Source organism: Methylohalobius crimeensis 10Ki (genome assembly GCF_000421465.1).
In the GTDB taxonomy this organism is placed as follows: domain Bacteria; phylum Pseudomonadota; class Gammaproteobacteria; order Methylococcales; family Methylothermaceae; genus Methylohalobius; species Methylohalobius crimeensis.
In genome coordinates, this window is record NZ_ATXB01000001.1 from 829,621 (window position 1) to 853,231 (window position 23,611).

The following is a 23,611-nucleotide window of genomic DNA, read 5'->3' on the forward strand; positions in this document are numbered from 1 at the left end:
GCAAGAGGGCCGGGAAATCCGGCCCCCGAATCAGATTATTCCAAGGGAATTTCGCCGTCGATTTCGTGAACCAGTCCCAGTTCGGGAAGCTCCAGCCGGGCTTTGACGGACAAAGTTTCCGTGCCCTTGAGTCGGCCTTTCTCGAGTGCTTCGAAAAGCGCGTATTCGATTTGCTGTTGAGAGCTCACTCCGAATTTCTTCAAAAATTTGCGCATTGCCATGTTCATGGTTTCATCGTTCATTATCGTCCTCCTTTCACTTGCGGGTATAGGATTGGATGTCTCCGGGCTTGCGCAGCATTTTGTCCACCTCGCCCTGATGCAACTCTTCCTGGGCGATCATGCGGCGCGCGTATTCCTCCAGTAGCACCGATTCGCCATCCACCAGGGTCAGTAGTTCCTGATAAACCTTGAGGGTTTCACGTTCGTGTTGGAGGGACTCGCGCAGAATATCCCCCATGTCGTGCTTGTGGGTTTCCAATAAGGGGCCGATGCCTAGGGAAGGATGGCTACCGAAATGGGTGATCAACTCCCCCGCTTCACGGGCGTGGGCGAGGGACTCGTCGGCTTGCGCCTGCATCCAGGAGACGATGGGGATGCGGCTGTAGCCGAACACCATGAAGGAATAATGGGTATAGCGGACCACCCCCGCCAGCTCCATCTCCAGAATCCGGTTGAGCAGTTCGATGACTTTGTCTTGGTTCAGCGTGCTCATGGCAACCTCCGTTTCGGTGTTTGCTCAGCGCTCATGATAATCCCCTTGCAGCTTGTGAATGCAACTTTCGACCAGCAATCGGCGCACGCAGCGATGCGTCTCGCAGTCCAGGCAACGGAAATCGGCGGCGCAAAGCTGGGAGTTTTCCAATAATCGCAAGAGGGTTTGAGCCGACAATTCCAAGCGCAGGCGCGGCGCCGAGGCTTGATCGGTGCCTGGCTGGCGGCGACGGCTTGGATTGGTTTTCCGGTAGTGGCCGGGCGGTTCTCCAGGGTTTTCTTCACGCCGAACTTTCGGAAAGCCTGGGCGCGGTTCAACCAAAGTGTAGGGTGCGCGTGTGATCATTGATGTTTTCCTCTCAATCCGGTTTTTGTTCATTTTAAATGTAAACAATTATTATTAACAATATGGCCGGATCGAAGGGGAATGAGCTAATCTAATAAGGTTGGAAGCATTGGGGTAGGTGTTATGCAGTCATTGCAGTGGATACAGGCTTGCCATTTCCGCCGATTGGCCGGAATGGCTTTTTTGATCGGGATGCTCGCCGCCTGCCAGCAATCCGAGAGATTGTCGTCGGTGCCCGAGACGGGGATTATTTTGGCTTTCGGCGATAGTTTGACCTATGGCACCGGCGTGGGGCCTGAGGCCAGTTATCCCGCGGTGCTGGAAGCGCTCACCGGCCGCACCGTGATCAACGCCGGCGTTCCGGGAGAAGTCACCGCCGAGGGTTTGAAGCGATTGCCGGGCTTGTTGGAAGCGTATCGGCCCGATTTGCTTATTTTGATCGAAGGGGGCAACGATATGCTGCGTCGTCGCTCGGAAATGCGCACCCGGGATAATCTAAGCCGCATGGTTTCGCTGGCCAAGGAACAAGGGGTTCCGGTGATTCTGGTGGGCGTGCCGAAGCCGGGCCTTTTGTTGGCGAGCGCCGACTTTTATCCGCAATTGGCGGATGAGCTGGGCGTTCCTTATGTGGACGGCGTGTTGGCGGACATTCTTTCCGATCAGGGACTCAAGTCCGACTTGATCCATCCCAACGAACCCGGTTACCGCCGATTGGCGGAGGTTTTGGCGGATTTCCTGCGCGAGCGGGGAGCGCTGTAGGGGCGGACCTCTGTGTCCGCTCAGGGGGTCTGCCGCTCCTCGAGCTCGATGTTGATCAGCTTCAGGGTGGCCAGCATCGAGGCGAATACTTGGTTGACGTGGACCCCGCGGGTGACGCGCGTGCGATGCTCGCAGTCCCAGCTGATGATACATTCGGTCAAGGCGTTGGTGTGGCCCCCCTTGGGAATCCGCACTTCGTAATCCAGCAACGGAGGCAAGGTATAGTCGTAATGGGCCATCACCTGATTGAGGGCGTCGATGAAAGCGTCGAAGCCGCCGTTGCCCTTGCCGGCCGCGGTGTGCGCTTCGCCTCGTACCGCCACCCGGATGCTGGCGGTGGACTCCAGATCCAAACCGCTGGTGATGGCGTAATTGAGCAGTCGGATGTGCTGGTAACTTTCGCTTTCCAGCACGTCGGCGATGATGAAGGGCAGGTCGTCGGTGGTGATGGTCTGCTTGGAATCTCCCAGCGAGACGATCCGTTTCAGGACGTGACGTTCCTGCTCTGCGGTCAATTCGATGCCCAGCCGTTCCAGATTCTTGCGCAGCGAGGCTTTGCCGCTCATCTTGCCCAGGGCGTAACTGCGTACCCGGCTGAAGCGTTCGGGCTTCAGCCGGCTTTGATAAAGATTGCCCTTATGGTCGCCGTCGGCGTGGATGCCCGCGGTTTGGGTGAATACGTCGGCGCCCACGATCGGCGCGTTGGCGGAAACTCGTTTACCCGAGAAGCGTTCCACCATATCGCTGATGCGGACCAGCTGGGATTCGTTCACCGTCAGTTCGACCCCCAGTTTGTCCTTCAGCGTCACCACCACTTCCGCGAGGGAAGCGTTGCCGGCCCGTTCCCCCAGGCAATTGACCGTGCAGTGCACCCCGGCGGCGCCGGCCTGGACCGCCGCCATCACGTTGGCGGTCGCCAGGCCGTAATCGTTGTGGGGGTGGAACTCGAAATGCAGTTCGGGATAGCGGACGCACATGTCGTGGATGCTGGCGTACACTTCTTCCGGCGTCATGACCCCCAGGGTGTCGGGAAGCATGAAGCGCTGGATGCCCGCGCCGCGCAGGTTATCCATCAAGGCGAATACGTACTGCGGACTGTCGCGATAGCCGTTTGACCAATCTTCCAGATAGACGTTGACGATGAGTCCCTTGGTGTGGGCGTAGGCGACCGTCTCCAAAATGTCTTGGGTATGGGTTTCCAGGTTCTTGCCCAATTGGGTGCGGCAATGCTTTTCGCTGCCTTTGGTCAGGAGGTTGATGGTTCCGCCGCCGGTTTCCATGATCCAATCGACGCTGCGGGTATGATCGACGAAGCCAAGCACTTCGACCCGATCGGAAAAGCCGGCCTCTCGTGTCCAGGCGTTGATTTGGGTGACCGCTTCCTTTTCCCGGTCCGATACCCGGGCCGAGGCGATTTCGATGCGGTCCACCCGGACCCGCTCCAGCAGAGCCTTGGCGATGCTGATTTTTTCCTCCGGGGAAAAGGACACCCCTTGGGTCTGTTCTCCGTCGCGGAGGGTGGTGTCCATGATTTCGATGCGGCGGGAAGGATTGTTCATTCCGTGAGATTTCGAATCGGTCATGGTCAGACTCTGCGTAATACCCAATCGAGCGCGCGCAAGGGCAGAACCCGCTTGAGGAAGCCGAACAAATAAGTGGGCACGGTGACGTAGTAGCGGATTTTGGGCCGCGGGCTTTCCAGGGCGTAAATGACTTTCTGCAGCACCGCTTCCGGCGGCAGGGTGAACGGCACCACCGGGCCGTCGGCGGTCAGTTTTTCCTCCATTTTTCGATAGACCTCTCGATAGGGGCTGGGTTCCGGGTCGATGTTTTCCTTGAACTTGCGGTAGGCGTTATCGCGGAACTTGGTCAGAATCGGGCCCGGTTCGATCAAGACCGGATAGATCCGGGTTCCGGAAAGCTCCAGCCGCAAGGTATCCACCAAACCTTCCAGGGCAAACTTGCTGGCGTTGTATGCGCCGCGGTAGGGCAGGGCGATCAGACCCAACACCGAGCTGTTGTAGAGGATGCGGCCGTGTCCCTGGCGGCGCATGATCGGGAGGACCGTGTTGGTGAGTTCGTGGGTGCCGAACAGGTTGGTCTCGAACTCGGCCCGCAGAACGTCGCGGCTGAGATCTTCCACCGCGCCCACCTGTCCCCATGCGCCGTTGTTGAATAGCGCGTCCAGAGTGCCCCCGGTCCGTTCCAGAACTTCTGTCACCGCCGCCTGGATACTGGCGCTGTCGTCCAGATCCAATTGGACCGCCTCGAACCCCTCCGCTTTGAGCCGTTCCATATCCTCCGGTTTGCGGGCCGAAGCGAACACCTGGTAACCGCGCTCTTTCAATCCCAGGGCGGTGACGTAGCCGATTCCGCTGGAACAGCCGGTGATGAGGATGGTATTGACGGGAGGGTTGCTCACGTGGGGACTCTCCTTATTTTGCTTAGGCCTTGGGCAAGGTGACGCCGGTCTGGCCCTGATACTTGCCGCCGCGATCGAGATAAGAGGTTTCGCATACTTCGTCGGCTTCCAAGAACAGGACCTGACCTACGCCTTCGTTGGCATAAATTTTGGCCGGCAGGGGCGTGGTATTGGAAAACTCCAAGGTCACGTGCCCCTCCCATTCCGGTTCCAAGGGGGTGACGTTCACGATGATTCCGCACCGGGCGTAGGTGGATTTCCCCATGCAAATGGTCAGCACGTTGCGGGGAATGCGGAAGTATTCCACCGTCCGCGCCAGGGCGAAGGAATTGGGGGGAATCAGGCACACGTCGGATTTGATGTCCACGAAGCTGGCCGGATCGAAATTTTTCGGATCGACGATGGCGGAATTGATATTGGTGAACACCTTGAACTCGTCCGCGCAGCGGATATCGTAGCCGTAACTGGAGGTGCCGTAGGAAATGATCCGCTCACCGCCGGCTTCGCTGATTTGCTTGGGTTCGAACGGCTCGACCATGCCGTGGGTTTCCGCCATGCGGCGAATCCAGCGGTCGGATTTAATCGACATCAACCGTTCTCCATCACGATTTTGGGGAACTTGCCGGCCAGATCCTTGGGGCGCCGGGCCAAGCGAGCCGCCATGTTGCGGGCGATGCCGCGGTAGCTTTGCGCGATTCGTCCGTCGGGTTCGGCCACTACGCTGGGGTGCCCGCCGTCGGCGTTCTCGCGAATGCTGATATCCAAGGGAAGCGAGCCGAGCAGCGGCACCCCGTATTTCTGCGCCAATCTCTCGCCGCCGCCGTGACCGAAGATGGATTCCTCATGGCCGCATTGACTGCAAATGTGAAAACTCATGTTCTCGACAATTCCCAACACCGGCACTTTGACTTTTTCGAACATTTTCAATCCCTTGCTGGCGTCGAGCAAAGCGATGTCCTGGGGCGTGGTGACGATGACCGCGCCGGCGAGGGGGATTTGCTGGGTCAAGGTGAGGTGAATATCGCCGGTGCCCGGCGGCATATCCACGATCAGATAATCCAGGTCTTTCCAGTGGGTCTGCCCGAGCAGTTGTTGCAACGCGCTGGTGGCCATGGGCCCCCGCCAAATGGTGGGGGTGTCCGTGTCCACCAGAAAACCGATGGACATGATTTGGAGGCCGTAGCCTTCCATCGGTTCCAGGGTTTTGCCGTCGCGCGTCTCCGGCTGGCCCCCCACGCCCAGCATGCGCGGGATGCTGGGGCCGTAGATATCGGCATCGAGAATGCCTACCCGAGCGCCTTCCCGGGCCAGGGCCAGGGCCAAATTGGCGGCGACGGTGGATTTGCCCACGCCGCCTTTCCCGGAGGCAACCGCGATCACGTTCTTGACCCCTGGAAGGGACTGGCGGCCGTGGGGGACGGCGTGAGCGAGGATTTTCCAATCCACCTGGATATCCACTTTTTCGATGCCGGGGACGGGGCGCAATTTTTCGGTGAGGGCGGCGACTATCTGGGGGACGTAGCTTTTAGCGGGGAAACCCAGGTCGATCTTGAGGATAACCCTGCCGTTTTCGACGAGGATGTCCTCGATCGCGCCAGCCGAGACCAGATCGCTCTCCAAGTGGGGGTCGATGTGGGTTTTGAGCGCTTCTTCGATTGCGCTGCGGGAAGGATCGGCCATGAATGCTCCTGCCTGAGAAAATAAATAACCCCTATTTTACACGACCCCCTGCAAATGTCAGAGCGCCTGAGGTTTCGGGGATCGAGGCATTTGAATTTATCGATCGCTGTGACCGAGGGGCCTTTCCGGGGCGATCCGATCCCGCAATCGCTGTTTAATTTCCTTGGCTTCGGGGAAGCGCCCTTCCCGTTGGCGCGACCACAACACGGTGCCTTCCAGACGCACCTCGAAGATGCCGCCGGCGCCCGGTTGCAGCGCCACCTCGCCGATTTCTTCGGTGAAGGTGGTGAGCAGTTCCTGGGCCAGCCAAGCGGCGCGCAGCAGAAAATGACAACGGGTGCAGTATTCGATTTCCACGCGTGGCGTTCGCATTACAAAAACTCGAATTGGAAGCCGCCCACCGCTCGGTGGGGAGCGGCCGGCGTGAGATGAACGAAAATCAATTGGTGGGTGGGCATCATGGGGGCGGGGACAGCGGACAGATATTCCTCCGGTTTGAAAATGCGTTGGGCGATGGCGGTTCCGTCCAAGGCCGTCAGGGTCAATTTGAGCAGGGGATAAGGTTGGGGGTAGGGCCCGTGGTTGACGATCACCAGATGGAATTCGTAGCCGTTGGCGGCGTTCTTGGACGGATACAAGGCCCGATCGACGACCTCGATTGCGTCCAGATTTCGAAACGGCGGCAACTCGCAGCCCAGCCAGTGGCAGAAACCGGCGAGCAATGGGCGCAAATGCGGTTCCTGGGCTATGCGCTCGCGTTCAAATACAAAGATCTGGATGATCAGAAGGAGTCCCAACGCGACAGCGCCCACCTGCCAATAGCGGTCGGTGGATAGACTGGGGGGCGTTTCCGCCAGCGAGGCGTCGAGGTGCGTTTCCGGGAGGGTGATTTGCGGCTCGGTGGCCGCCTCGGCTTGAGCTCGTTCCGGGGGCGCCTCCGGTTGCGATGGCTCGGGAGCCACGGCAACGGCGCGGTCGGCTTTCAAGAGGGGGAGTTCCAGGAGACAGGTGGTATGATCGGCGAACGCTTCTTCCAGATCCTCGCCCAGATACTCCAGCACTCCGAAAATAATATTACAGCGGGCGCAAATGGCTTCGCCACGCCCGGAACGCAATTGTGCTACGTTGATTTGATAGACCGTCCGACAATGCGGGCAGCGGGTGTACATGGATCAAGTACGCTTGATACCGAGCAGGCGGGTCCATCCGGCTTCCACAAACGGCGACTGGAAATCGAAGTCCGCCTGATAGGCTTGCTGCACCGCCTCTGCTTGGTCCGCCAGGATACCCGACAATACCAAGCTGCCGCCGGTGCGAGTGAGGGCGGTGAGGGTTTCGGCCAATTCGATCAAAGGGCCGGCGAGAATGTTGGCCATGACAATATCGGCGGTTAGCTTGGGCATGGTTTGAGGATAGCAGCAGGTCAGCCGTTCGGCTACTCCGTTCTTGCGCGCGTTTTCCAGGGTGGCGGTCAGGGCATGAGGGTCGATGTCGCAAGCGTAAACTCGATCGGCACCCAAAAGCAGGGCGGCCACCCCCAGAATGCCCGAACCGCAACCGTAGTCGATGACGGTTTTGCCGTCCGGCTCGTTTTCCGCCAGCCACTTAAGGCACATGGCGGTGGTCGGATGGGTGCCGGTGCCGAACGCCAGGCCCGGATCCAGGATCAGGCGAACCGCTTCGGGGTCGGGAAGAGGTTGGTCGCCGGGACAAACCCATAATCTGCCGAAGTCGAGGGGGCGGAAGTGTTCCAACCAGGCCCGTTCCCAGGGCTGGTCCGGCAGGATCTCATGCCGGAAGCTTTGGAGACGGTCGCCGAAGCGTTCAATCAAGGCGGCCTCCAGCTTGCGGGTGTCGGCTTCCATATCGAACAGGGCGGTCAGGCGGGTATGTTTCCATAACGGCGTTTCGCCGGGAGGGGGTTCGAACAGTTCCTCGGCCCCTTCCTCGGCGAAAGTGACCGCCTGCGCTTCCCGCTGTTCCAGAAAATCGGCGACCGCATCGGCCGCTTCGCGGGGAAGGGTAAAGGAGAGTTGACGCCAGGACACGGTTTATTCGCGCATGCCGAGCATGTCTTCCAAGTAATGAATGGTCTGAGCGCCGCTTCTGAATGCGCTATCGTGGACGATTCGGGACAGCAGCGGAATGTTGCATTTGATCCCGGTAATGACCGTTTCGGTCAAGGCGGTGCGCATCCGCGCCAGTGCACTGGCGCGGCTGTCCCCGTAGGCGATCAATTTGCCGATCATGGAATCGTAGTAAGGGGGAACCTGATAGCCGGCGTAAATGTGGGTGTCGGTCCGGATGCCGGGACCGCCGGGAAGGTGAAGTTGCTCGATCATTCCCGGCGAAGGCATGAAGTTATCGGGGTCTTCGGCGTTGACCCGGCATTCCACGGCGTGTCCTCGGAGGACGATGTCCTCTTGGGTGTAAGCCAAGGGTTCGCCGGCGGCGATGCGGATCTGCTCCTTGACCAGATCCACGCCGGTGACCATCTCGGTGACCGGATGCTCCACTTGGAGCCGGGTATTCATTTCGATGAAGTAGAACTTGCCGTTCTCGTAGAGAAACTCAAAGGTGCCGGCGCCCAAATAGCCGATTTCGCGGCAGGCCTCGGCGCAGCGCTCGCCGATTTCGCGCCGCTGGGCCTCGGTGATGCCGGGGGCGGGGGCTTCCTCGATGACCTTCTGATGACGGCGCTGCATGGAGCAGTCGCGCTCGCCCAGATGGATGGCGTTGCCGTGGCTGTCGGCCAAGACCTGGAATTCGACATGGCGCGGCTTTTCCAGGAATTTCTCCATGTAGACTTCGTCGTTGCCGAAGGCGTTGCGTGCCTCCGCCTTGGTCATGGTGATGGCGTTCATCAGGGCGGCTTCCGAGTGCACCACGCGCATGCCGCGTCCGCCCCCGCCGCCGGAAGCCTTGATGATGACGGGAAAGCCGATGTCCTTGGCCAGCCGCAGGTTCTCCAGATAATCCTCATCCAGGGGACCGTCGGAGCCCGGGACGCAGGGAATTTCGGCGTGGCGCATGGCTTCTTTGGCGGAAATCTTGTCCCCCATCAGGCGGATGGTTTCGGGGCGGGGGCCGATGAAGATGAAGCCGCTTTGAATGACCCGTTCGGCGAAGTCGGGGTTTTCCGACAAGAAACCGTAGCCGGGGTGAATGGCGACGGCGTCGGTGACTTCGGCGGCGCTGATGATGGCCGGAATATTCAGATAGCTGTCCGCGGAGGGCGGCGGGCCGATGCAGACCGTTTCGTCGGCCATCAGCACGTGTTTGAGGTTGCGGTCGGCTTCGGAATGAACGGCGACGGTGCGGATGCCCAGTTCCCGGCAGGTACGCAGGATACGCAGGGCGATCTCGCCCCGGTTGGCGATCACAATCTTATCGAGCATGGTAAATCCTTGTCAGAGGCGGTTATTCGATCACGAACAGGGGTTGGTTGTATTCCACCGGTTGGCCGTTTTCCGCCAGAATTTTTTGGATGACCCCGGATTTGTCTGCCTCGATTTGATTCAAAATCTTCATCGCTTCGATGATACAGAGGGTGTCGCCCACATTGACGCGTTGTCCCACTTCGACGAAGGGCTTGGCGCCCGGTGCGGGGGCGCGGTAGAAGGTTCCCACCATGGGCGAGCGCACCGCATGACCGGTAAATTTTTCCTCCTCGGGAGCGGCGCTTTCCTCGGGCTGGGCGGAAGGCGCCGGCGATGGGGCGGGTGCCGAAGGCGGTGCCTGGACGACGGTTTGAGTGGAGGCGCTGACCCGCGTGATGCGGACGGATTCTTCTCCCTCGTGAATTTCGATTTCGGCGATGCTGGATTCCTCGAGCAGCTCTAGCAGCTTCTTTATTTTTCTAATATCCATAACCATTAGTTCTCGCTTAATTGTCGGATGGCGGCGTGAAGCGCGAATTCGTACCCTTGAGGACCCAGGCCGCAAATAACGCCGCGGGCGATGTCGGACAGGTACGAATGGCGGCGGAAGGGTTCGCGTGCATGCACGTTGGACAGATGAACCTCGATGAACGGGATCCGGGTGGCCAGGAAGGCGTCGCGAAGCGCGACGCTGGTATGGGTGAAAGCGGCGGGGTTGATGAGGATGAAATCCACCTGATTGGACCAAGCCGCGTGGATCTGATCCACCAGAACGTGTTCGGCGTTGCTTTGGCGGCAATCGAGCGAATGGCCGCAAGAGGCGGCGATCCGCTGCAGGCGGCTGTCGATATCGGCCAAGGTGTCGGTGCCGTAGATCTCGGGCTCCCGGGTGCCGAGCAAGTTGAGGTTGGGTCCGTTGAGGACAGTAATTTGCGCCATCGTGCTGCGAACGGGTTGAAAACCGGGGGTTATTCTGCAGAAATAGGCCGGATTTGTCTAGAACGCGTTGATTTCAGGGCGAGCCGTGGCGGGGCGAACCCAAGATCCTCCCCGGTGCCTGCTGCAAATGTCAACAGAAACTAGCAGTATCGTTCCAGGTTGGCGAGATGACTTAGAAAACGTTTCGGGGGGATGTAGCCGATCAGGCGGGCGGATTTGCATTCGCGGCCTTCGGGGTCGAAGAACAGCAGCGCCGGCGGGCCGATCAAGTCGAAGCGGTGCAGTAGATTTTGTTCGGTTTGTCCGTTGGCGGTGACGTCGGCGCGGACCGAGACCATTTTCGTCAAGGCTTGAAGAACTTTGGCGTCGGCGAAGGTGACCGTTTCCAATTCTTTGCACGAAACGCACCAGTCGGCGTAAAAGTCGACCAGGGTCCAGCGCCCCCCCGCCGTGCGGAGGATTGTGTCCAGTTCCTCGGGGGAAGTGATCCGGCGGAAGCTATCGGTCTCCGCCGAGGCGGTGGGAGCGATCCGGGCGGTGAGCGGTTCGAGCGGCCGGAAGACGTTGCGGCTTCCGGTGGCGACGCCGATCAGCAGTAAAATCCCGTAGGTCAGCATCACCACCCCCAGCGCTTTTCCCAGCTTGCGGTTGTGGGGCGCGTTTTCGGGCAGGGGGCTGGCGGCGCCCAGATAAATGGCTGGAAAGATCAGCCAGAGTGCCCATAAAAACAACATGACGGACGGCGGTAAAATCCTATCCAAAAGCCAAATGGCCACGCCCAACAGCAGTACGCCGAACACCGCCTTGACCGTGGTCATCCACAGCCCGGCCCGGGGAAGCAGCTTGCCCGCCGAGGTCCCGACGGCGATCAAGGGCAGGCCCATCCCGAGCCCCATGGCGAACAGGGCGGCGCCTCCCAAGACCGCATCCCCGGTTTGGCCGATGTAGATCAAGGCACCGGCCAAGGGCGCGGCCACGCAAGGGCCGACGATCAGAGCCGACAGGACTCCCATCACCGCGGCATTGACGAAGCTGCCGCCATGGGTGCCGCGCCACGACGCAAGCCTGGATTGCCAGGCGGAAGGCATTTGGAGTTCGTACAGGCCGAACATGGATAAGGCCAGCCCTGCGAACAAGGCGCTGAAGGCGGCGATCACCCAAGGGTTTTGAAACGCCGCCTGCAGGTTGGCGCCGAACAAGCCGGCCAGAATTCCGAACACTGTGTAGGTGAGGGCCGAGGCGAAGACGTAGCTGGTCGAAAGGCCGAAAGCGCGGGCGGTGGTGATTCGATGGCCGTGACCGACGATGATTCCGGAAAGAATCGGCAGCATGGGAAAGCAGCAGGGCGTGAACGCCAACAGCACGCCGAAGCCCAAAAAGCTGATCAGCGTGAACCAAAAACTTTGATCTTTCAGGGTTTGGGCGATGCGGTCTTGCTCGGCCAGAGGCGGTTGGGAAAGAGCGGCGGTCGATGATGCGGAGGTGGGCTCCGCCGGCAAGGAAAAAGTCAGGGTTTTGGTGATCGGAGGATAACAGACGCCGCGTTCGGCGCAGCCTTGATAACGCACCTGGATTTTCAATTCGGTTGCGGCCGATTCCAAACGCTGCAGCGGCAAGGAACCGGTCACCTGCCGATGATACACTTCGGTGATCCCGAATTCCGGATCATCCTTGGATTCGCCGGGAGGCAGTTTTAAATCCCCTAGCCGAACCCCGCCGACGAGCTTTTCCACCTTGAATTGTTTGCGGTAGAGGTAGTACCCCTCGGCGATCTGCCAGTCCAGACGCAGGGTTCGGGGATCTTCCACTTCCCCCGCAACCCGGAAGGCCTGGTCGGCGGGCAGGAGTTCATCCTGAAACAGGTTCAATCCCAGGGATTTAGCCGAGTCGGATAAAGCATCCAGCGGCCCGCTCTGGCCGATCGCCGGCCAAACCAGCCCCAGTGCCAAACACCCGCTTAATAAAAACAAGCGTAAGCCCTGTTGATATTTAGAGCGCCAAGTGGAATTGCGCGCACCGGGAATATCAATGGCATCCGGTGCTTTCTGGAAAACTCCCAATCCTACCGACTCGCGTTGAGACATTCGCTGATCCAATCCAGATAACCTTTGCTTCCTTGATCGATGGAGACCGCAACGACCTCCGGAAGTTCGTAGGGGTGATGGGTTTGGATGAAGGTTTCCACCGCTTGGTAGCGGTCGGCGCGGGTCTTGATCAACAACAATACTTCGCTGTCGGTCTCGACATTTCCTTGCCAGGGATAGACGGAAGTCAGTCCCGGAACGATATTGACGCACGCCGCCAGTTGGTTTTCCACCAGTCCCCGGGCCAATCGACCGGCGTGATCCGTATCGGGGCACGTGCAATAAACGATTCGATACTGCGAGCTCATGGGAAAAAGTGCCATAATGGAAAAAATCGATTCGTTCATCATACTCAAATTTATGCATCCATTCCGACTGTTGTTTCTGATTTTTCTCGTCATCCCCTTGATCGAGATCTACTTTCTATTGGTGATCGGCGGGATCATCGGGCCGTTGCCCACCATCGCCATGGTGGTGTTTACCGCCGTTTTGGGCGCCTGGCTGCTCAGGATCGAGGGGTTCCACACTTGGTTCCGGCTCCAGCAGAGTATGGCGCAAGGCAAAATTCCGGCGCTGGAAATCGTGGAAGGGCCGATTCTTCTGGTGGGGGGCGCTTTGCTTCTGACCCCCGGCTTTTTCACCGACTTTTTGGGTTTTCTGTGCCTGTTTCCGGCAACGCGGCGCAAGATCGCCCGCTATTTGCTCAACAAGTGGCTGGTTCAAAGGGTATCTGGTCGCCCCGGCGGTCCCGGCGAACAGGGACCCCGAACGATCGAGGGGGAGTATCGGCGGAAGGATTGAAGCAGCGCGTCCCTGCGCTGACAACTCAAAGAAGGCGGGATCAGTGCTGATGAGCCTGGGGTTTGTCCCCGCCGCAGCAGGAATGGCCGCCTTCTTGCGCGGCTTTGGCTTTACCGCCGCAGCACGAGCCCGCGGTGGTTCTCCCCAGTCCGGCGTACAGCGGACAGAAGCGGGTATAGCCGGAAGCCAGCAAGGCGATGCCCAGCAGGAGCAGGGGCACGCTGCCTAAAAACAAGGAAACCGCGATGGCCAAGCTGCCGGTGCCGTAACGGATATTTTGATCCCGGTCGCCGACGTTGCGTTCGTATTTGAGCATGCGTTTGAAATCAAATGTCATGAGAACGTCTCCGTTGAAAAACTCGCCTTAGTATACCTAAACCCGTAGACCAGATCCGGTAAAATAGCGTTCCCATGGACATTACCTCGATATTAGACCCTCTTAACGACGCTCAACGGGAAGCGGTCAGCGCACCGCTGCAACCGATGCTGGTCCTGGCCGGGGCCGGCAGCGGCAAGACCCGGGTGCTGGTCCACCGCCTGGCGTGGCTGGCGCGGGTGGAAGCGATTCCTCCCCATGCCCTGATGGCGGTCACCTTCACCAATAAAGCCGCCCGTGAAATGCGCGGAAGGGTGGAGGCCTTGCTCCGGATCGAAACCCGGGGAATGTGGCTGGGCACCTTCCATAGCCTCGCCCATCGCTTGTTGCGCCGGCATGCCAAGGAGGCGGGGTTGCCGGACGGCTTCCAGGTGCTCGACAGCGCCGACCAATATCGTCTGATTCGGCGCCTCATGCGCGAAATGAAACTGGACGAGGGCCGCTGGCCTCCGCGCCAGGTCCAATGGTACATCAACGCCAACAAGGACGAAGGCCGGAGGCCCGAATACATCGTGGCCGGCGATCTGTTCGAACGCCAGATGCTGGCCATCTATCAGACCTACGAGCAACATTGCCGCCGCGCCGGCTTGGTGGATTTCGGCGGCTTGCTGTTGGGGGCGCACGAACTCCTGCGCGACCACGAAAGCCTGCTGGCGCATTACCGGCGCCGTTTCGGCCATATTTTGGTGGACGAATTCCAGGATACCAATACCATCCAATACGCTTGGTTGCGCCTCTTGGCGGGAGACAACGACAATCTGTTCGTGGTCGGCGACGACGATCAATCCATCTACGGCTGGCGCGGCGCCCGGGTGGAAAACATCCGTTCCTTCCGCCAGGACTTCCCGGGTCATCGCCTGGTGCGCCTGGAGCAGAACTACCGTTCCACCGGCCATATTCTCGATGCCGCCAATGCGCTCATCACTCACAATCGAGGCCGGATGGGCAAGAAACTTTGGACCGCCGGCGGCAAGGGCGATCCGATTCGAGTGTACGACGCCTTCAACGATCAGGAGGAAGCGCGCTTCGTGGTCGATCGCATCCAGCAATGGCTGGAAAAGGGGCGGCGCGGGAGCGAGGCGGCGATTCTCTACCGCTCCAATGCCCAGTCGCGCCTGTTCGAAGAGCGCCTGGTGGCGGCTGGCATTCCTTATCGGGTCTACGGGGGCTTGCGCTTCTTCGAGCGCGCCGAGATCAAAAGCGCCTTGGCTTATCTGCGTTTGATCGCCAATCGCGACGACGATTCCTCCTTCGAGCGGGTGGTGAATCTTCCCACCCGCGGCATCGGCCAGCGCACCGTCGATACGATCCGCGACCACGCCCGGTCCCGCGAGACGTCGCTGTGGCGGGCCGCGAGCGACCTGTGCCGGACGCGGGCTCTGGCGGCGCGGGCCAGGGGCAGCCTGGACAAATTTTTGCAGTTGATCGACGCCCTGGACGAAACCACCCGGAACGTGTCGCTTGCCGATCAGGTCAAGCGCGTGGTGGAAGGCAGCGGCTTGATCGAGCATTACGGCAAGGAAAAGGGGGATCAGGGCGAGGCCCGGGTGGAAAACCTGAAAGAACTGGTCAACGCCGCCCGCCAATTTGTTACTTTCGACAGTGAAGACGTGGAGGACGACGACAGTCCGCTGGGCGTGTTTTTGGCCCATGCGGCATTGGAAGCCGGCGAAGCCCAGGCCGACGCGGGCGAGGACAGCGTTCAGTTGATGACGCTCCATGCGGCGAAAGGGCTGGAGTTTCCCTTGGTGTTCATGGTGGGAATGGAGGAAGGTCTGTTTCCCTCCATGCAATCGCTGGAGGATGACTCCCGACTGGAGGAGGAGCGGCGTCTGTGCTACGTGGGCATGACCCGGGCGATGGAAAGCCTGTATCTGTGCTATGCCGAATGCCGAAGGCTTTACGGGCGCGAAACCTATCCCCGCGAATCCCGTTTCCTGCGCGAGATTCCTTCCGAGTATCTGGAAGAAGTCCGGCAAAAATCGGTGAATCATCCGGTGGGGGCGCAGTACGCCCGGAAGAAGGGCGACAGCCGGCCAACCGAAGACGGGGAATCCGCAGGCGGCCTGCGCCTCGGGCAACGGGTCAAGCACACCGCTTTCGGCGAAGGGGTCGTGCTCCAATGCGAAGGGGAGGGAAAAAATACCCGCGTCCAGGTGAATTTCGACGACGCTGGAAAAAAATGGCTGATGCTGGGATATGCCAATCTGGAGGCGGTTGAGTAATCTTGTTGGTGGATAGGAGAAAGTGTGCAGCTTTTGGGTATATATTCAAGGAAAGCACAGCTTCAGTCTGACGTCATCCCTTTATCTGCATGCGCCTTGCCTTGATGCTTCACAAACGTGTCAAGCTAACTGGTAGCAGTATCTGAAAACGATACATCCTTGTGAAAGTGAAAAATCCTGGCTATACCTATACCTAAAAAATAATTGTTTTAAACAATGAGAACCTTTTCCTGTTGTAAGGGAAACGTGTCGGAATGGTCGAGCCGTGTGGCGTTACGACCGGATGTGCCGGATGCTAGCGTCGTGCCCATATCTGAACAGTTTGCTGTCAGGGTGAGCAATGAAACAACTAGCCCTTGATTAGTGAATCCGACACTTCCTTCGAACCGGGAGTGATATGGATGACAACGATTACCAGAAAGATTTCATTCCGTCAGAGACTGACTGAATACGAACGCTATGTAGAATCCATCCGACAACTTCTATGTACCCGAGTTTGGGATGCACAAGACATTGTGAGATTCAACGAGCTTGTTGATCAATCACAGCAATTTTCTGCAGAACTCGCCAACATCAAAGTTGTTTTTGTTAAGCGACTAGGCGATATCACTCAGAAAATAAAAACCGATGAATCAATTAACGAATATTTTAAAGAGCTCAAACGGGGTGCATACCAAAAAAAAGGTGGTCCTACTGTACGCGCTGGTAAAGCCCTATACGACGTATTAAAAAAGAAAGAACAAGGTATCAATGGCCTCATACGCATATGTGACTCATTGAGTGATTCCCTTGCCATATTGCGACCTAAACTACTTCAAAAGTGGGTCTTCATGCTTTTAGAAGCTGGGGACCGCGATGGTGCGGAGAACTTCTACCAGGAACGATGTGGAGAATGGTGGCCCAGAAGCGACTATGAGGCGGCTGTAAAGCATGCCCAAGATGAACAAGCGCGAAAGGCCGCCGAAGAAGAGGCGCGCAAGCTCGCTGCGGCCCGCGAGAGGCTTCGGGAACAAGTCCGTGATTTGCTTGATGCCGCCAAGTATGTTGAGGCCGATCGCCTGTATCAGGAACGCTGCTCCGATTGGTGGAATCGTTCCGACTACGAGGCCAGGAAAATCCGAGCGCGATTCATCCAACGCTTCAAAAAAACCTACCACAGGGGGGCACTGGCGGAGTTGGACATGCTCTATATCAATCGACCCCCCAGCGTCCATTTTTCCATGGAAAAGTTCATCGCCCGGAAATTACCCAAAATCCGCAATCATCTCGCGCCGATCGGCATCCAATTGGACGAAGAGCAGGAACAGGCCCTTGCGCGGCCGGAATCCCGGCTTCTGATCAAGGCACGCGCCGGTTCGGGAAAGACACGCACCTTGTGCGCTCGCGCGGTATTGACGATCCGGGATGAGAAGCTTGATCCGAATCAGGTTTTGATTCTGGCGTTCAACAAGGACGCCGCAGCCGAAGTCAGAAGTCGCGTTCAAAGAATGGCTGAGGTTCCGGATTTTGAGAACGCGCGTACTTTCCACAGCTTGGCGTACCAACTCGTCAAACCCAATAAGAAACTTCTTTTCGACGCCGGCGGTCATCCGTCCAAGCGCGAACAGGGCAGATTTGTCCAGCGCATGATGCAAAGGATTCTGAACCCTGCCTTCAAGGAGGCGATGGTGGAATTCTTTCGCAAAGAATTGGAACAGGTTAAAGACCTTGGAAGAGACCTGCCGCCTAATGAGTATTTCGTTTTCCGTCGTGCGATGGAGATGGTGACTCTGGGAGGCGATCGGGTGAAGTCCAACGGGGAGAAATTCATCGCCGATTTTTTGTTCGAACATGGCATCGAGTATCGCTACGAGCGAGCCTGGCAATGGAAAAGCGATTTCCTCGATGGCGGGGCCTACAGGCCGGATTTCTCGATTGTCGCAAACGGCAGGGACTATATCCTCGAACACTGGGCGATCGACCCGGACGACCGCTCCGCGGAGGTGCCGGAACACTGGGATATTTCGACGGATCAATACCGGCGACAGATTCACGCCAAACGAAGGTTTTGGCAATCCAGGGGCATACCACTGCTCGAAACACATGCCGGCCTGATACGAGAAGGTCGCGAGGCATTCGAGCGTCGATTGGGAAGCATTCTTCAGCGTGCCGGTATTCCGTGCAGGCGACTGCCAAAAGAGGAGATTGTGCGTCGCGTCTTCGAGAATGATTTTGCGATTTCGCGTATGGCAAAGCTCTTCCAGCAGTTTATCCAGCGCGCCAAGAAGCGCGGTTGGACGCCCAACGAAGTAGTGCGGCGCTTCACGGAGGCGCCTGACAGGGAGCCTCGCACCCGGCTTTTCCATCAACTCGCCTTGCGCGCCTACCGTGAATACGAGGCAGTGTTGGAGGAGCGGCAGGCGATGGATTTCGATGACTTGCTCGTGCAGGCCGTCGAAGAAGTGGAAGCGCGCGGAGCGTCGGCCAGCATTCACCTCGGCCAAGGCTGCATGTTTCCAATCAGCTATCTGAAATGGATTCTTCTGGACGAATATCAGGATTTTTCCGAGCTGTACTTCAGGATGCTGAACGCCATCCTGAAGGCCAAACCCGACATTCGCCTGGTGGCGGTCGGAGACGATTGGCAAGCCATCAACGGCTTCGCGGGTGCGGAACCCCGTTTTTTCGAGCGATTCGCGGACTATTTTCCCGGTGCCGAGTCGGTGGGGGTCACGACCAACTACCGGAGCGATCGGGCGGTGGTCGGTGCGGGAAACCGTCTCATGGACGGCCGGGGTAGCCCGGCAAAGGTCAGTCGGTCGGCAGAAGGAAAGATCGAGATCAAATATCTTGGCGATGTCTGGATCGAGTTCCGGCAGGGCGAACCGTTCCAGCAGGAACGTGAGTCGGATGCACTCTACCTTCCACCCCGGCCCGAAGGGAGGAACCCATCGGAACGCGCATTAAAGCAGGCACAAGCTTTGAAACAGTGTGCGGAAATCATTCTCGAGGCGCCCGACCAAACAACCATGTTGCTGGCTCGGACCAACAAGGTCTATGGCATCGAGTTGGATCAATTTAAGGATCGGTTGATTGAAGTCTTGTGCGCCCTGCGAAAGGAAATCGCGGCGGACCTGGAGAAAAGCATCGCCACGGCGACTGCGCATCGATCGAAAGGCCGGGAAGCGCACAGGGTCATTATCCTGGACGCCACGCAGCGGCAATTCCCGAAGCTTCATCCCGACAATTTCCTATTTAAACTGTTCGGCGTCACGCCGCACGCCGTGCTTGAAGAGGAGAGGCGACTATTTTATGTCGCCTTGACGCGCGCCGAACACGATTTGTACATATTGACGGAAAAGGGAGAGGAGTCCCCTTTTATTGAGGAGATCTACGACCAGGAAAGTCATTCTGGAAAATCTCGTTTTCTGCGAGAGATTCCTTCCGAGCATTTGGAAGATGTCTGGTAAAAATTAGGGAGTCGGACGATGGGGTGTCGTCTTACCGAAAGGCGGGCGGATAAAGTGGCTGATGCTGGGGTATGCCAATTTGGAGACGATGGGGGAATAGGTTTCTTCGGTGTATGCTGGCTTGCTACGAATCGGTTCGCCGGGGTTGGATAAGATAGGGGATTTCCAAGTTAGAATTTTTTTGGCTGGCCTTGGCCCCCTTGCAGTCGATGGGAGTAAGGGAGGTGGTTCCTGAAAATCCGGATTGATTCCACCAAGCTCCATTTCCGGCCAGAGTCTCCGGATCGAGCAGAATCTTGAACGATACGCCCACACACATTCCGGGCTCGTTGGCCGCCCCCCACAGGCCGACGGTCACGAAGCTTTCGGAAATAGTGGCGGTGCCGGTCAAGGGCACTCTATTGGAACTGCCGCAGGTACCCTCCGGAAGGAGTTGGTAGCCATGCACCTCGAAAGTTTCGTTCGAAAAACTCCCCACATTCAGCACCCAAATGCTGGGTCCGGTGCTCCAGCACATTCGGGTCAACGGTTCTCCGGCATGGCTTGCCGTCGCCATACCCAGCCAAAGGATTGCGGTCAATAGCGTGACTTGCCCGTTTTTATTGCTTCCCAACATAATCAACCTCCGTCCGGAAAGGTTCCCGTATCGGTTGTTTCTGCTCCGCCATCCCCTTTCTGTTGCCGATCTCCTTATGTTTTCTAGCTTGAAAGATAATTCTCTGAATTGGCGTGTCAGTTTATAATAAATAAGATAACCTTTGCATTCCGAGCGAGACGGCTACGGTTTTTTTTCCGCCATTCCCTTGTCTGCCAGCGCCTCAATCGCCTCGGACGATTTTTTCAGATGGGACAATCCCATGCCGGCAAGGATTTGCGGTGCTTTGGTAAATTGGATCTCCCGATATTCCACGATTTGCACTCGGTTTCCCCAAGGATCGCGAAAATCCAGAAACGGACCGGGAAGCATTTCCACGCCGATTGCATTCAGCCTTTGTTTCACCAACGCCTTGTCGTCGACTACCAGTCCGAAATGGCGATTTTGGTCTACTGACGTGTTTTGCGCTTCGAACAATGCTATGAATTGATCGCCCAAGTCGATGAATGCGTGCCCATCGCCCCGGCCTCGGAGTTCGAAGGTAACAAGTTGACTGTAGAAATCGAGGGCTTCCTGGAGGTCGCCTACCGCCAAAGCGACATGGTTGATGCCGATGGCGCGGGCTTTGGGATTCGATGTCGATTTATTGGGCATGAGATGACCTCGTTGGTTGATAAGCTTACACAACCCGATACAGTAATGGCCGATCCTGCAACAGTCGGCGCACGTTTTCCCAGTCTTCTTGCCGCTCCTCCTGGGCCAGTTCCAGAGTGCCGGCAGCGGTGTGGGGGGTCAGGATGACGTTTTGATGGGGATCGCGGGCCAGGGGCAAAAGCGGATTGTCGGAGGTGAGAGGTTCCCATTCGAAAGTGTCCAACGCCGCACCGGCCAGATGACCGGATTCCAAGGCGCGGGCCAAGGCCGCCTCGTCGATGACCCGTCCGCTGCCGCAGCCCACCAAGACTGCCCCGCGCGGCAGGGTCGTCAGGGTCTGCTCATTGAGGTAATGCTCGGTTTCCGGATGATAGGGCAGAAGGACGATCAGAATTTGACTGGATTTCAGAAGCGCATCCGCCTCGGCGTAGGTGATATTGAAATCCGCTTCCACGCTGGCGGGCAAGCGTTGGCGCTTGTGGTAATACACCCTCTCGGGGGCGAAGCCTTGAAGGCGCCGGGCCAGTTCCGCGCCGATTTCGCCGAAGCCCAGGATTCCCACCCGCTGCCCGAATAAGAAGCGCAAATGTTTCCGCCGGGACCAGTTGAAGGCGAAGGTGTCCTCGTCGGTTTGCCTTACCGGTCGCCAGTCGCCTGCTTCCAGGGCGATGGCGGTGACTTCGGGCAATTGCTTGCATAAGGCGAGGGTGAGGAGCAGCGCGTGTTCGGCCACCGCCATGCAGGAGCGGATGGGTTGGCGGCAGACGGCGATATTCCGCGAACGGGCGGCTTCCAAGTCGATATCGTGGACGAAGGAACCCAGCCGTTGGATCAATCGAAGCCGGGGGGCGGAGGCCATGGCATCCCCGTCCACCGTTCCCTGACGCTCGCTGACGAGGATGTCCGCCGTGGCCAGGTGACGGCGGAGAGTGGGGCGGTCGGGTCGCCGGAGCATGATGACTTCCGCCTTCGATGGGGCGGCCGCCAGTGCCGCCTGCTGATGCAGCTTGCTCCGATCGGTGACGAAGACTACCTTTGGTTTGGATTCGATATCCATTGACTCGAAGTCGTGACTCGCCGGATTTGCGCGTGGATTTTCATCATACCCCAGATCGAGGTAGCCACGAAAAATCCATTCTTTAGAGATTGTTTACAACGTCGACCCGAACTGATCTGGAATAGGGTCCGGCGGCTTGTCCGGAGGAAGTTCACGACCCGGACGGTCGCGATTCGAGCCTCCAGGAACGGGGTTACGGCGTCCCGGAGGGCAAGCCGCCGGACCCCACTTTGAGATAGCTTTGTAAACAGTCTCTGAAGTCTGTTTAGCGATCGTCGGAAACGGTCTGCCAATGCTCGATGCGCGCCGCCTGCCCATAGAATGCGTCGTTTTCGTCGTACACATTCCACACCGTCGACCCTTCGATGCGAAACCGCTTGCCGCTGCGGGCGATGCGCACGCCGCTGTAGTCGTCGATGTAGCCTTTGGCGGAGACTTCTTCCAACAGACGCCGGCGTTCTGCTTGCGCCAAAGGCTCCGCGGAAAGACGCGACGGCAGGCGGGTGAACTGCCCCCAGTTCATTTCGAACAGACCTTGGGCGGTCAAGTTGGCATAGTTGAAGACCGGATCATCCCGGGTGTCGTGGGAGAGAAGAGCGAAGGGGGCGTCACGATACAGCCAGCGGGCGGCGGCGATTGGGTCCAGTTTCGGCTCGACCAGATCCCGCCCGGTCAGGCGATGGTAACTTGAGGTGAGGCGCTGAATATGTTCTGCCAGAAAATCGTTGGCGGGAGAAGGTTCCAGACTCATAATCTTTCCAAGGGTATTTCCGGTTGAATATGGGTTTTTTCCCGATACCAGCGGACCACCAACAGAAACATCAAAGCGGTGACCAGCATGGTGGTGGTGAAGAACCAGAAATACTCGGCGCCTTCCAGTTTGCTGGTGCCGTCGGGATTTTGGATGAAAAAATTGACCGCGCTGGTGAACAGGTTGCCGGCCGCCACCGACATCATGAAAAAGGCCATGACGAAGGATTTCATGGCGTTGGGGGCTTGGGTGTAGGAAAATTCCAAGCAGGTGATGGAGACCATGACCTCCGCCGAGGTCAGGATCAAATAAGCCAAAAGCTGCCAGGCAATGTGCGGAGATTGGCCGGCGTCAATGCGCATTTGCAGCCAAGCGGAGAGGGCGAAGGCGAGGACCGTAACGAACATGCCGGCCGAGATTTTGCGCAAAGGGGTGAGCTTGACGATACGCGCCAGGTACGGATAGATCCCATAGGAAAACAGCGGCACCAAAAGCAAAATCAAAAGCGGATTGGCCGCTTGGATTTGCGATGGCAGAATTTCATAACCCCATAGCTTCCGATCCATCTGCTGGGCCTGCAGCACCCAGGACGAACCGGTTTGGTCGAACAGCGCCCAGAACATGGCCACGAACAGGTAAATCAGGCTCAGCTTACCCAGAAGCTGCAATCCTTCGCCGCTGAAAACTTGGCGGATAAAGCCGAAACCTTGCGGTGGAATATGCGCATACTGGTAACGGCCGCTCCAGAAGGTCAAGGTGGCCAAGGCCATCAGGACACCCGGGACGGCGAAGGCGACGGCCGGTCCCTGATGGTGGAGCAGGTAGGGGGTGGCCAGCATGGAGGTGAATGCGCCCAGATTGATGGCGAAATAGAACCAACTGAAGGCGCGGCTGAGCAGATGCTGGTTGGTGGCGCCGAATTGATCGCCCATATGCGCCGAAACGCAGGGTTTGATACCTCCCGCCCCCAGGGCGATCAAAGTTTGTCCCATCAGTAGGCCGATCCGGGTGGTATCCAGGGCGAGGACGAAATGGCCCAGGCAGTAGACCAGGGAAAGGGTCACGATGGTTCGGTATTTCCCCCCTACACCGTCCGCCAGCAGCGCTCCCAGGACCGGCGTCAGATAGACGGCGGAGACGAACAAATGAAACCAGCCCTTGGCTTCGTCCGGTGTCATCGGATCGGGGCGCCCCATGGAATCGGCCAAATACTGGGTCATGAACACCACCAAAATGGCACGCATGCCGTAGTAACTGAAGCGCTCGGCCGCCTCGTTGACGACGATGTAAGGAATGCCGGGCGGCATTTGGGAAGTGGCCAAAGGGGCGGTTCGGTAGCGGGGCATGATGGTCGAATCTTCCTGATTTAAACGGTAAATA

General features: G+C 58.2%; 25 protein-coding genes. 4 read left to right on the plus strand and 21 right to left on the minus strand.

From position 1 onward, the window contains the following. Positions 1-35 precede the first annotated feature (35 nt). The 3 genes from H035_RS0104390 to H035_RS18130 are packed head-to-tail and all read right to left on the minus strand — an operon-like array spanning position 36 to position 1,059. The gene (locus H035_RS0104390) at positions 36-242 is read right to left on the minus strand and encodes a DUF6494 family protein (protein ID WP_022947783.1); all 207 of its coding nucleotides are present in this window, start codon (positions 240-242) and stop codon (positions 36-38) included. 13 nt (positions 243-255) lie between these two features. After that, the gene (locus H035_RS0104395; RefSeq protein ID WP_022947784.1) at positions 256-714 is read right to left on the minus strand and encodes a ferritin-like domain-containing protein; all 459 of its coding nucleotides are present in this window, start codon (positions 712-714) and stop codon (positions 256-258) included. A 24-nt stretch (positions 715-738) separates the two neighbouring features. After that, positions 739-1,059, minus strand: coding sequence for a hypothetical protein (locus tag H035_RS18130; protein ID WP_022947785.1), 321 nt, complete (start codon positions 1,057-1,059; stop codon positions 739-741). Between the two features lie 123 nt (positions 1,060-1,182). Between H035_RS18130 and H035_RS0104405 the strand changes: the two genes are divergently transcribed. Then, entirely contained in the window at positions 1,183-1,818 is a 636-nt protein-coding gene (locus tag H035_RS0104405) for an arylesterase (RefSeq protein WP_022947786.1), read from the plus strand. Between the two features lie 20 nt (positions 1,819-1,838). Here H035_RS0104405 and H035_RS0104410 read toward each other — a convergent pair whose 3' ends face one another. The 12 genes from H035_RS0104410 to cutA all read right to left on the minus strand — a co-directional run bounded on the left by H035_RS0104410 (position 1,839) and on the right by cutA (position 12,631). After that, positions 1,839-3,401: an alpha-isopropylmalate synthase regulatory domain-containing protein gene (locus H035_RS0104410; protein WP_321162844.1), complete on the minus strand. Its 1,563-nt coding sequence runs from the start codon at positions 3,399-3,401 to the stop codon at positions 1,839-1,841. A gap of 2 nt (positions 3,402-3,403) precedes the next feature. Then, positions 3,404-4,240, minus strand: coding sequence for an SDR family NAD(P)-dependent oxidoreductase (locus tag H035_RS0104415; protein ID WP_022947788.1), 837 nt, complete (start codon positions 4,238-4,240; stop codon positions 3,404-3,406). Positions 4,241-4,262: 22 nt separating this feature from the next. Next, complete coding sequence (gene dcd, locus H035_RS0104420) at positions 4,263-4,829, minus strand: dCTP deaminase (RefSeq protein ID WP_022947789.1); 567 nt, start codon at positions 4,827-4,829, stop codon at positions 4,263-4,265. Further along, on the minus strand, positions 4,829-5,920 hold the full coding sequence (gene apbC / locus H035_RS0104425) for an iron-sulfur cluster carrier protein ApbC (protein ID WP_022947790.1): 1,092 nt from the start codon (positions 5,918-5,920) through the stop codon (positions 4,829-4,831). Before apbC ends, dcd begins: the two co-directional genes overlap by 1 nt. Positions 5,921-6,016: 96 nt before the next feature. Beyond that, positions 6,017-6,292 carry a SelT/SelW/SelH family protein gene (locus H035_RS0104430; RefSeq protein ID WP_022947791.1) on the minus strand — a complete coding sequence of 92 codons (276 nt, stop codon included), beginning with the start codon at positions 6,290-6,292 and terminating at the stop codon, positions 6,017-6,019. Beyond that, positions 6,292-7,089, minus strand: coding sequence for a zinc-ribbon and DUF3426 domain-containing protein (locus H035_RS0104435; RefSeq protein WP_022947792.1), 798 nt, complete (start codon positions 7,087-7,089; stop codon positions 6,292-6,294). Before H035_RS0104435 ends, H035_RS0104430 begins: the two co-directional genes overlap by 1 nt. 3 nt (positions 7,090-7,092) lie before the next feature. Next, positions 7,093-7,968 (minus strand): 50S ribosomal protein L11 methyltransferase, encoded by an 876-nt coding sequence (gene prmA / locus H035_RS0104440; RefSeq protein WP_022947793.1) that lies wholly within the window; start codon positions 7,966-7,968, stop codon positions 7,093-7,095. A 3-nt stretch (positions 7,969-7,971) separates the two neighbouring features. After that, on the minus strand, positions 7,972-9,318 hold the full coding sequence (accC, locus tag H035_RS0104445; protein ID WP_022947794.1) for an acetyl-CoA carboxylase biotin carboxylase subunit: 1,347 nt from the start codon (positions 9,316-9,318) through the stop codon (positions 7,972-7,974). A 22-nt stretch (positions 9,319-9,340) separates the two neighbouring features. Next, complete coding sequence (gene accB / locus H035_RS0104450) at positions 9,341-9,790, minus strand: acetyl-CoA carboxylase biotin carboxyl carrier protein (RefSeq protein ID WP_026596263.1); 450 nt, start codon at positions 9,788-9,790, stop codon at positions 9,341-9,343. 5 nt (positions 9,791-9,795) lie between these two features. Further along, on the minus strand, positions 9,796-10,239 hold the full coding sequence (gene aroQ, locus H035_RS0104455; RefSeq protein ID WP_022947796.1) for a type II 3-dehydroquinate dehydratase: 444 nt from the start codon (positions 10,237-10,239) through the stop codon (positions 9,796-9,798). A 140-nt stretch (positions 10,240-10,379) separates the two neighbouring features. Beyond that, complete coding sequence (gene dsbD / locus H035_RS18135) at positions 10,380-12,323, minus strand: protein-disulfide reductase DsbD (protein WP_022947797.1); 1,944 nt, start codon at positions 12,321-12,323, stop codon at positions 10,380-10,382. Further along, positions 12,302-12,631 (minus strand): divalent-cation tolerance protein CutA, encoded by a 330-nt coding sequence (cutA, locus tag H035_RS0104465; RefSeq protein ID WP_026596264.1) that lies wholly within the window; start codon positions 12,629-12,631, stop codon positions 12,302-12,304. Before cutA ends, dsbD begins: the two co-directional genes overlap by 22 nt. 16 nt (positions 12,632-12,647) lie before the next feature. Between cutA and H035_RS0104470 the strand changes: the two genes are divergently transcribed. Beyond that, positions 12,648-13,124: an FxsA family protein gene (locus H035_RS0104470; RefSeq protein ID WP_022947799.1), complete on the plus strand. Its 477-nt coding sequence runs from the start codon at positions 12,648-12,650 to the stop codon at positions 13,122-13,124. 40 nt (positions 13,125-13,164) lie between these two features. Here H035_RS0104470 and H035_RS18140 read toward each other — a convergent pair whose 3' ends face one another. Next, positions 13,165-13,461, minus strand: coding sequence for a YgaP family membrane protein (locus H035_RS18140; RefSeq protein WP_022947800.1), 297 nt, complete (start codon positions 13,459-13,461; stop codon positions 13,165-13,167). A gap of 74 nt (positions 13,462-13,535) precedes the next feature. On the opposite strand from H035_RS18140, the gene uvrD reads away from it, so the two are divergent. Both uvrD and H035_RS0104485 read left to right on the plus strand, forming a co-directional pair. Next, positions 13,536-15,725 (plus strand): DNA helicase II, encoded by a 2,190-nt coding sequence (gene uvrD, locus H035_RS0104480; RefSeq protein ID WP_022947801.1) that lies wholly within the window; start codon positions 13,536-13,538, stop codon positions 15,723-15,725. Positions 15,726-16,126: 401 nt separating this feature from the next. Continuing rightward, entirely contained in the window at positions 16,127-19,174 is a 3,048-nt protein-coding gene (locus H035_RS0104485) for a UvrD-helicase domain-containing protein (protein ID WP_084684829.1), read from the plus strand. A 124-nt stretch (positions 19,175-19,298) separates the two neighbouring features. Here the strand turns inward: H035_RS0104485 and H035_RS0104490 are convergent, their stop codons facing one another. The 5 genes from H035_RS0104490 to H035_RS18150 form a co-directional block, all read right to left on the minus strand. Further along, on the minus strand, positions 19,299-19,790 hold the full coding sequence (locus H035_RS0104490; RefSeq protein WP_022947803.1) for a hypothetical protein: 492 nt from the start codon (positions 19,788-19,790) through the stop codon (positions 19,299-19,301). A 162-nt stretch (positions 19,791-19,952) separates the two neighbouring features. Next, on the minus strand, positions 19,953-20,423 hold the full coding sequence (locus H035_RS0104495; RefSeq protein WP_022947804.1) for a VOC family protein: 471 nt from the start codon (positions 20,421-20,423) through the stop codon (positions 19,953-19,955). A gap of 25 nt (positions 20,424-20,448) precedes the next feature. Further along, positions 20,449-21,480 (minus strand): NAD(P)-dependent oxidoreductase, encoded by a 1,032-nt coding sequence (locus tag H035_RS20690; RefSeq protein ID WP_022947805.1) that lies wholly within the window; start codon positions 21,478-21,480, stop codon positions 20,449-20,451. A gap of 265 nt (positions 21,481-21,745) precedes the next feature. Further along, a complete protein-coding gene (locus H035_RS0104505) occupies positions 21,746-22,231 on the minus strand; it encodes an MEKHLA domain-containing protein (protein ID WP_022947806.1) in 486 nt (161 codons plus the stop codon). After that, positions 22,228-23,577: a POT family MFS transporter gene (locus H035_RS18150; protein WP_022947807.1), complete on the minus strand. Its 1,350-nt coding sequence runs from the start codon at positions 23,575-23,577 to the stop codon at positions 22,228-22,230. Before H035_RS18150 ends, H035_RS0104505 begins: the two co-directional genes overlap by 4 nt. Positions 23,578-23,611: the final 34 nt, after the last annotated feature.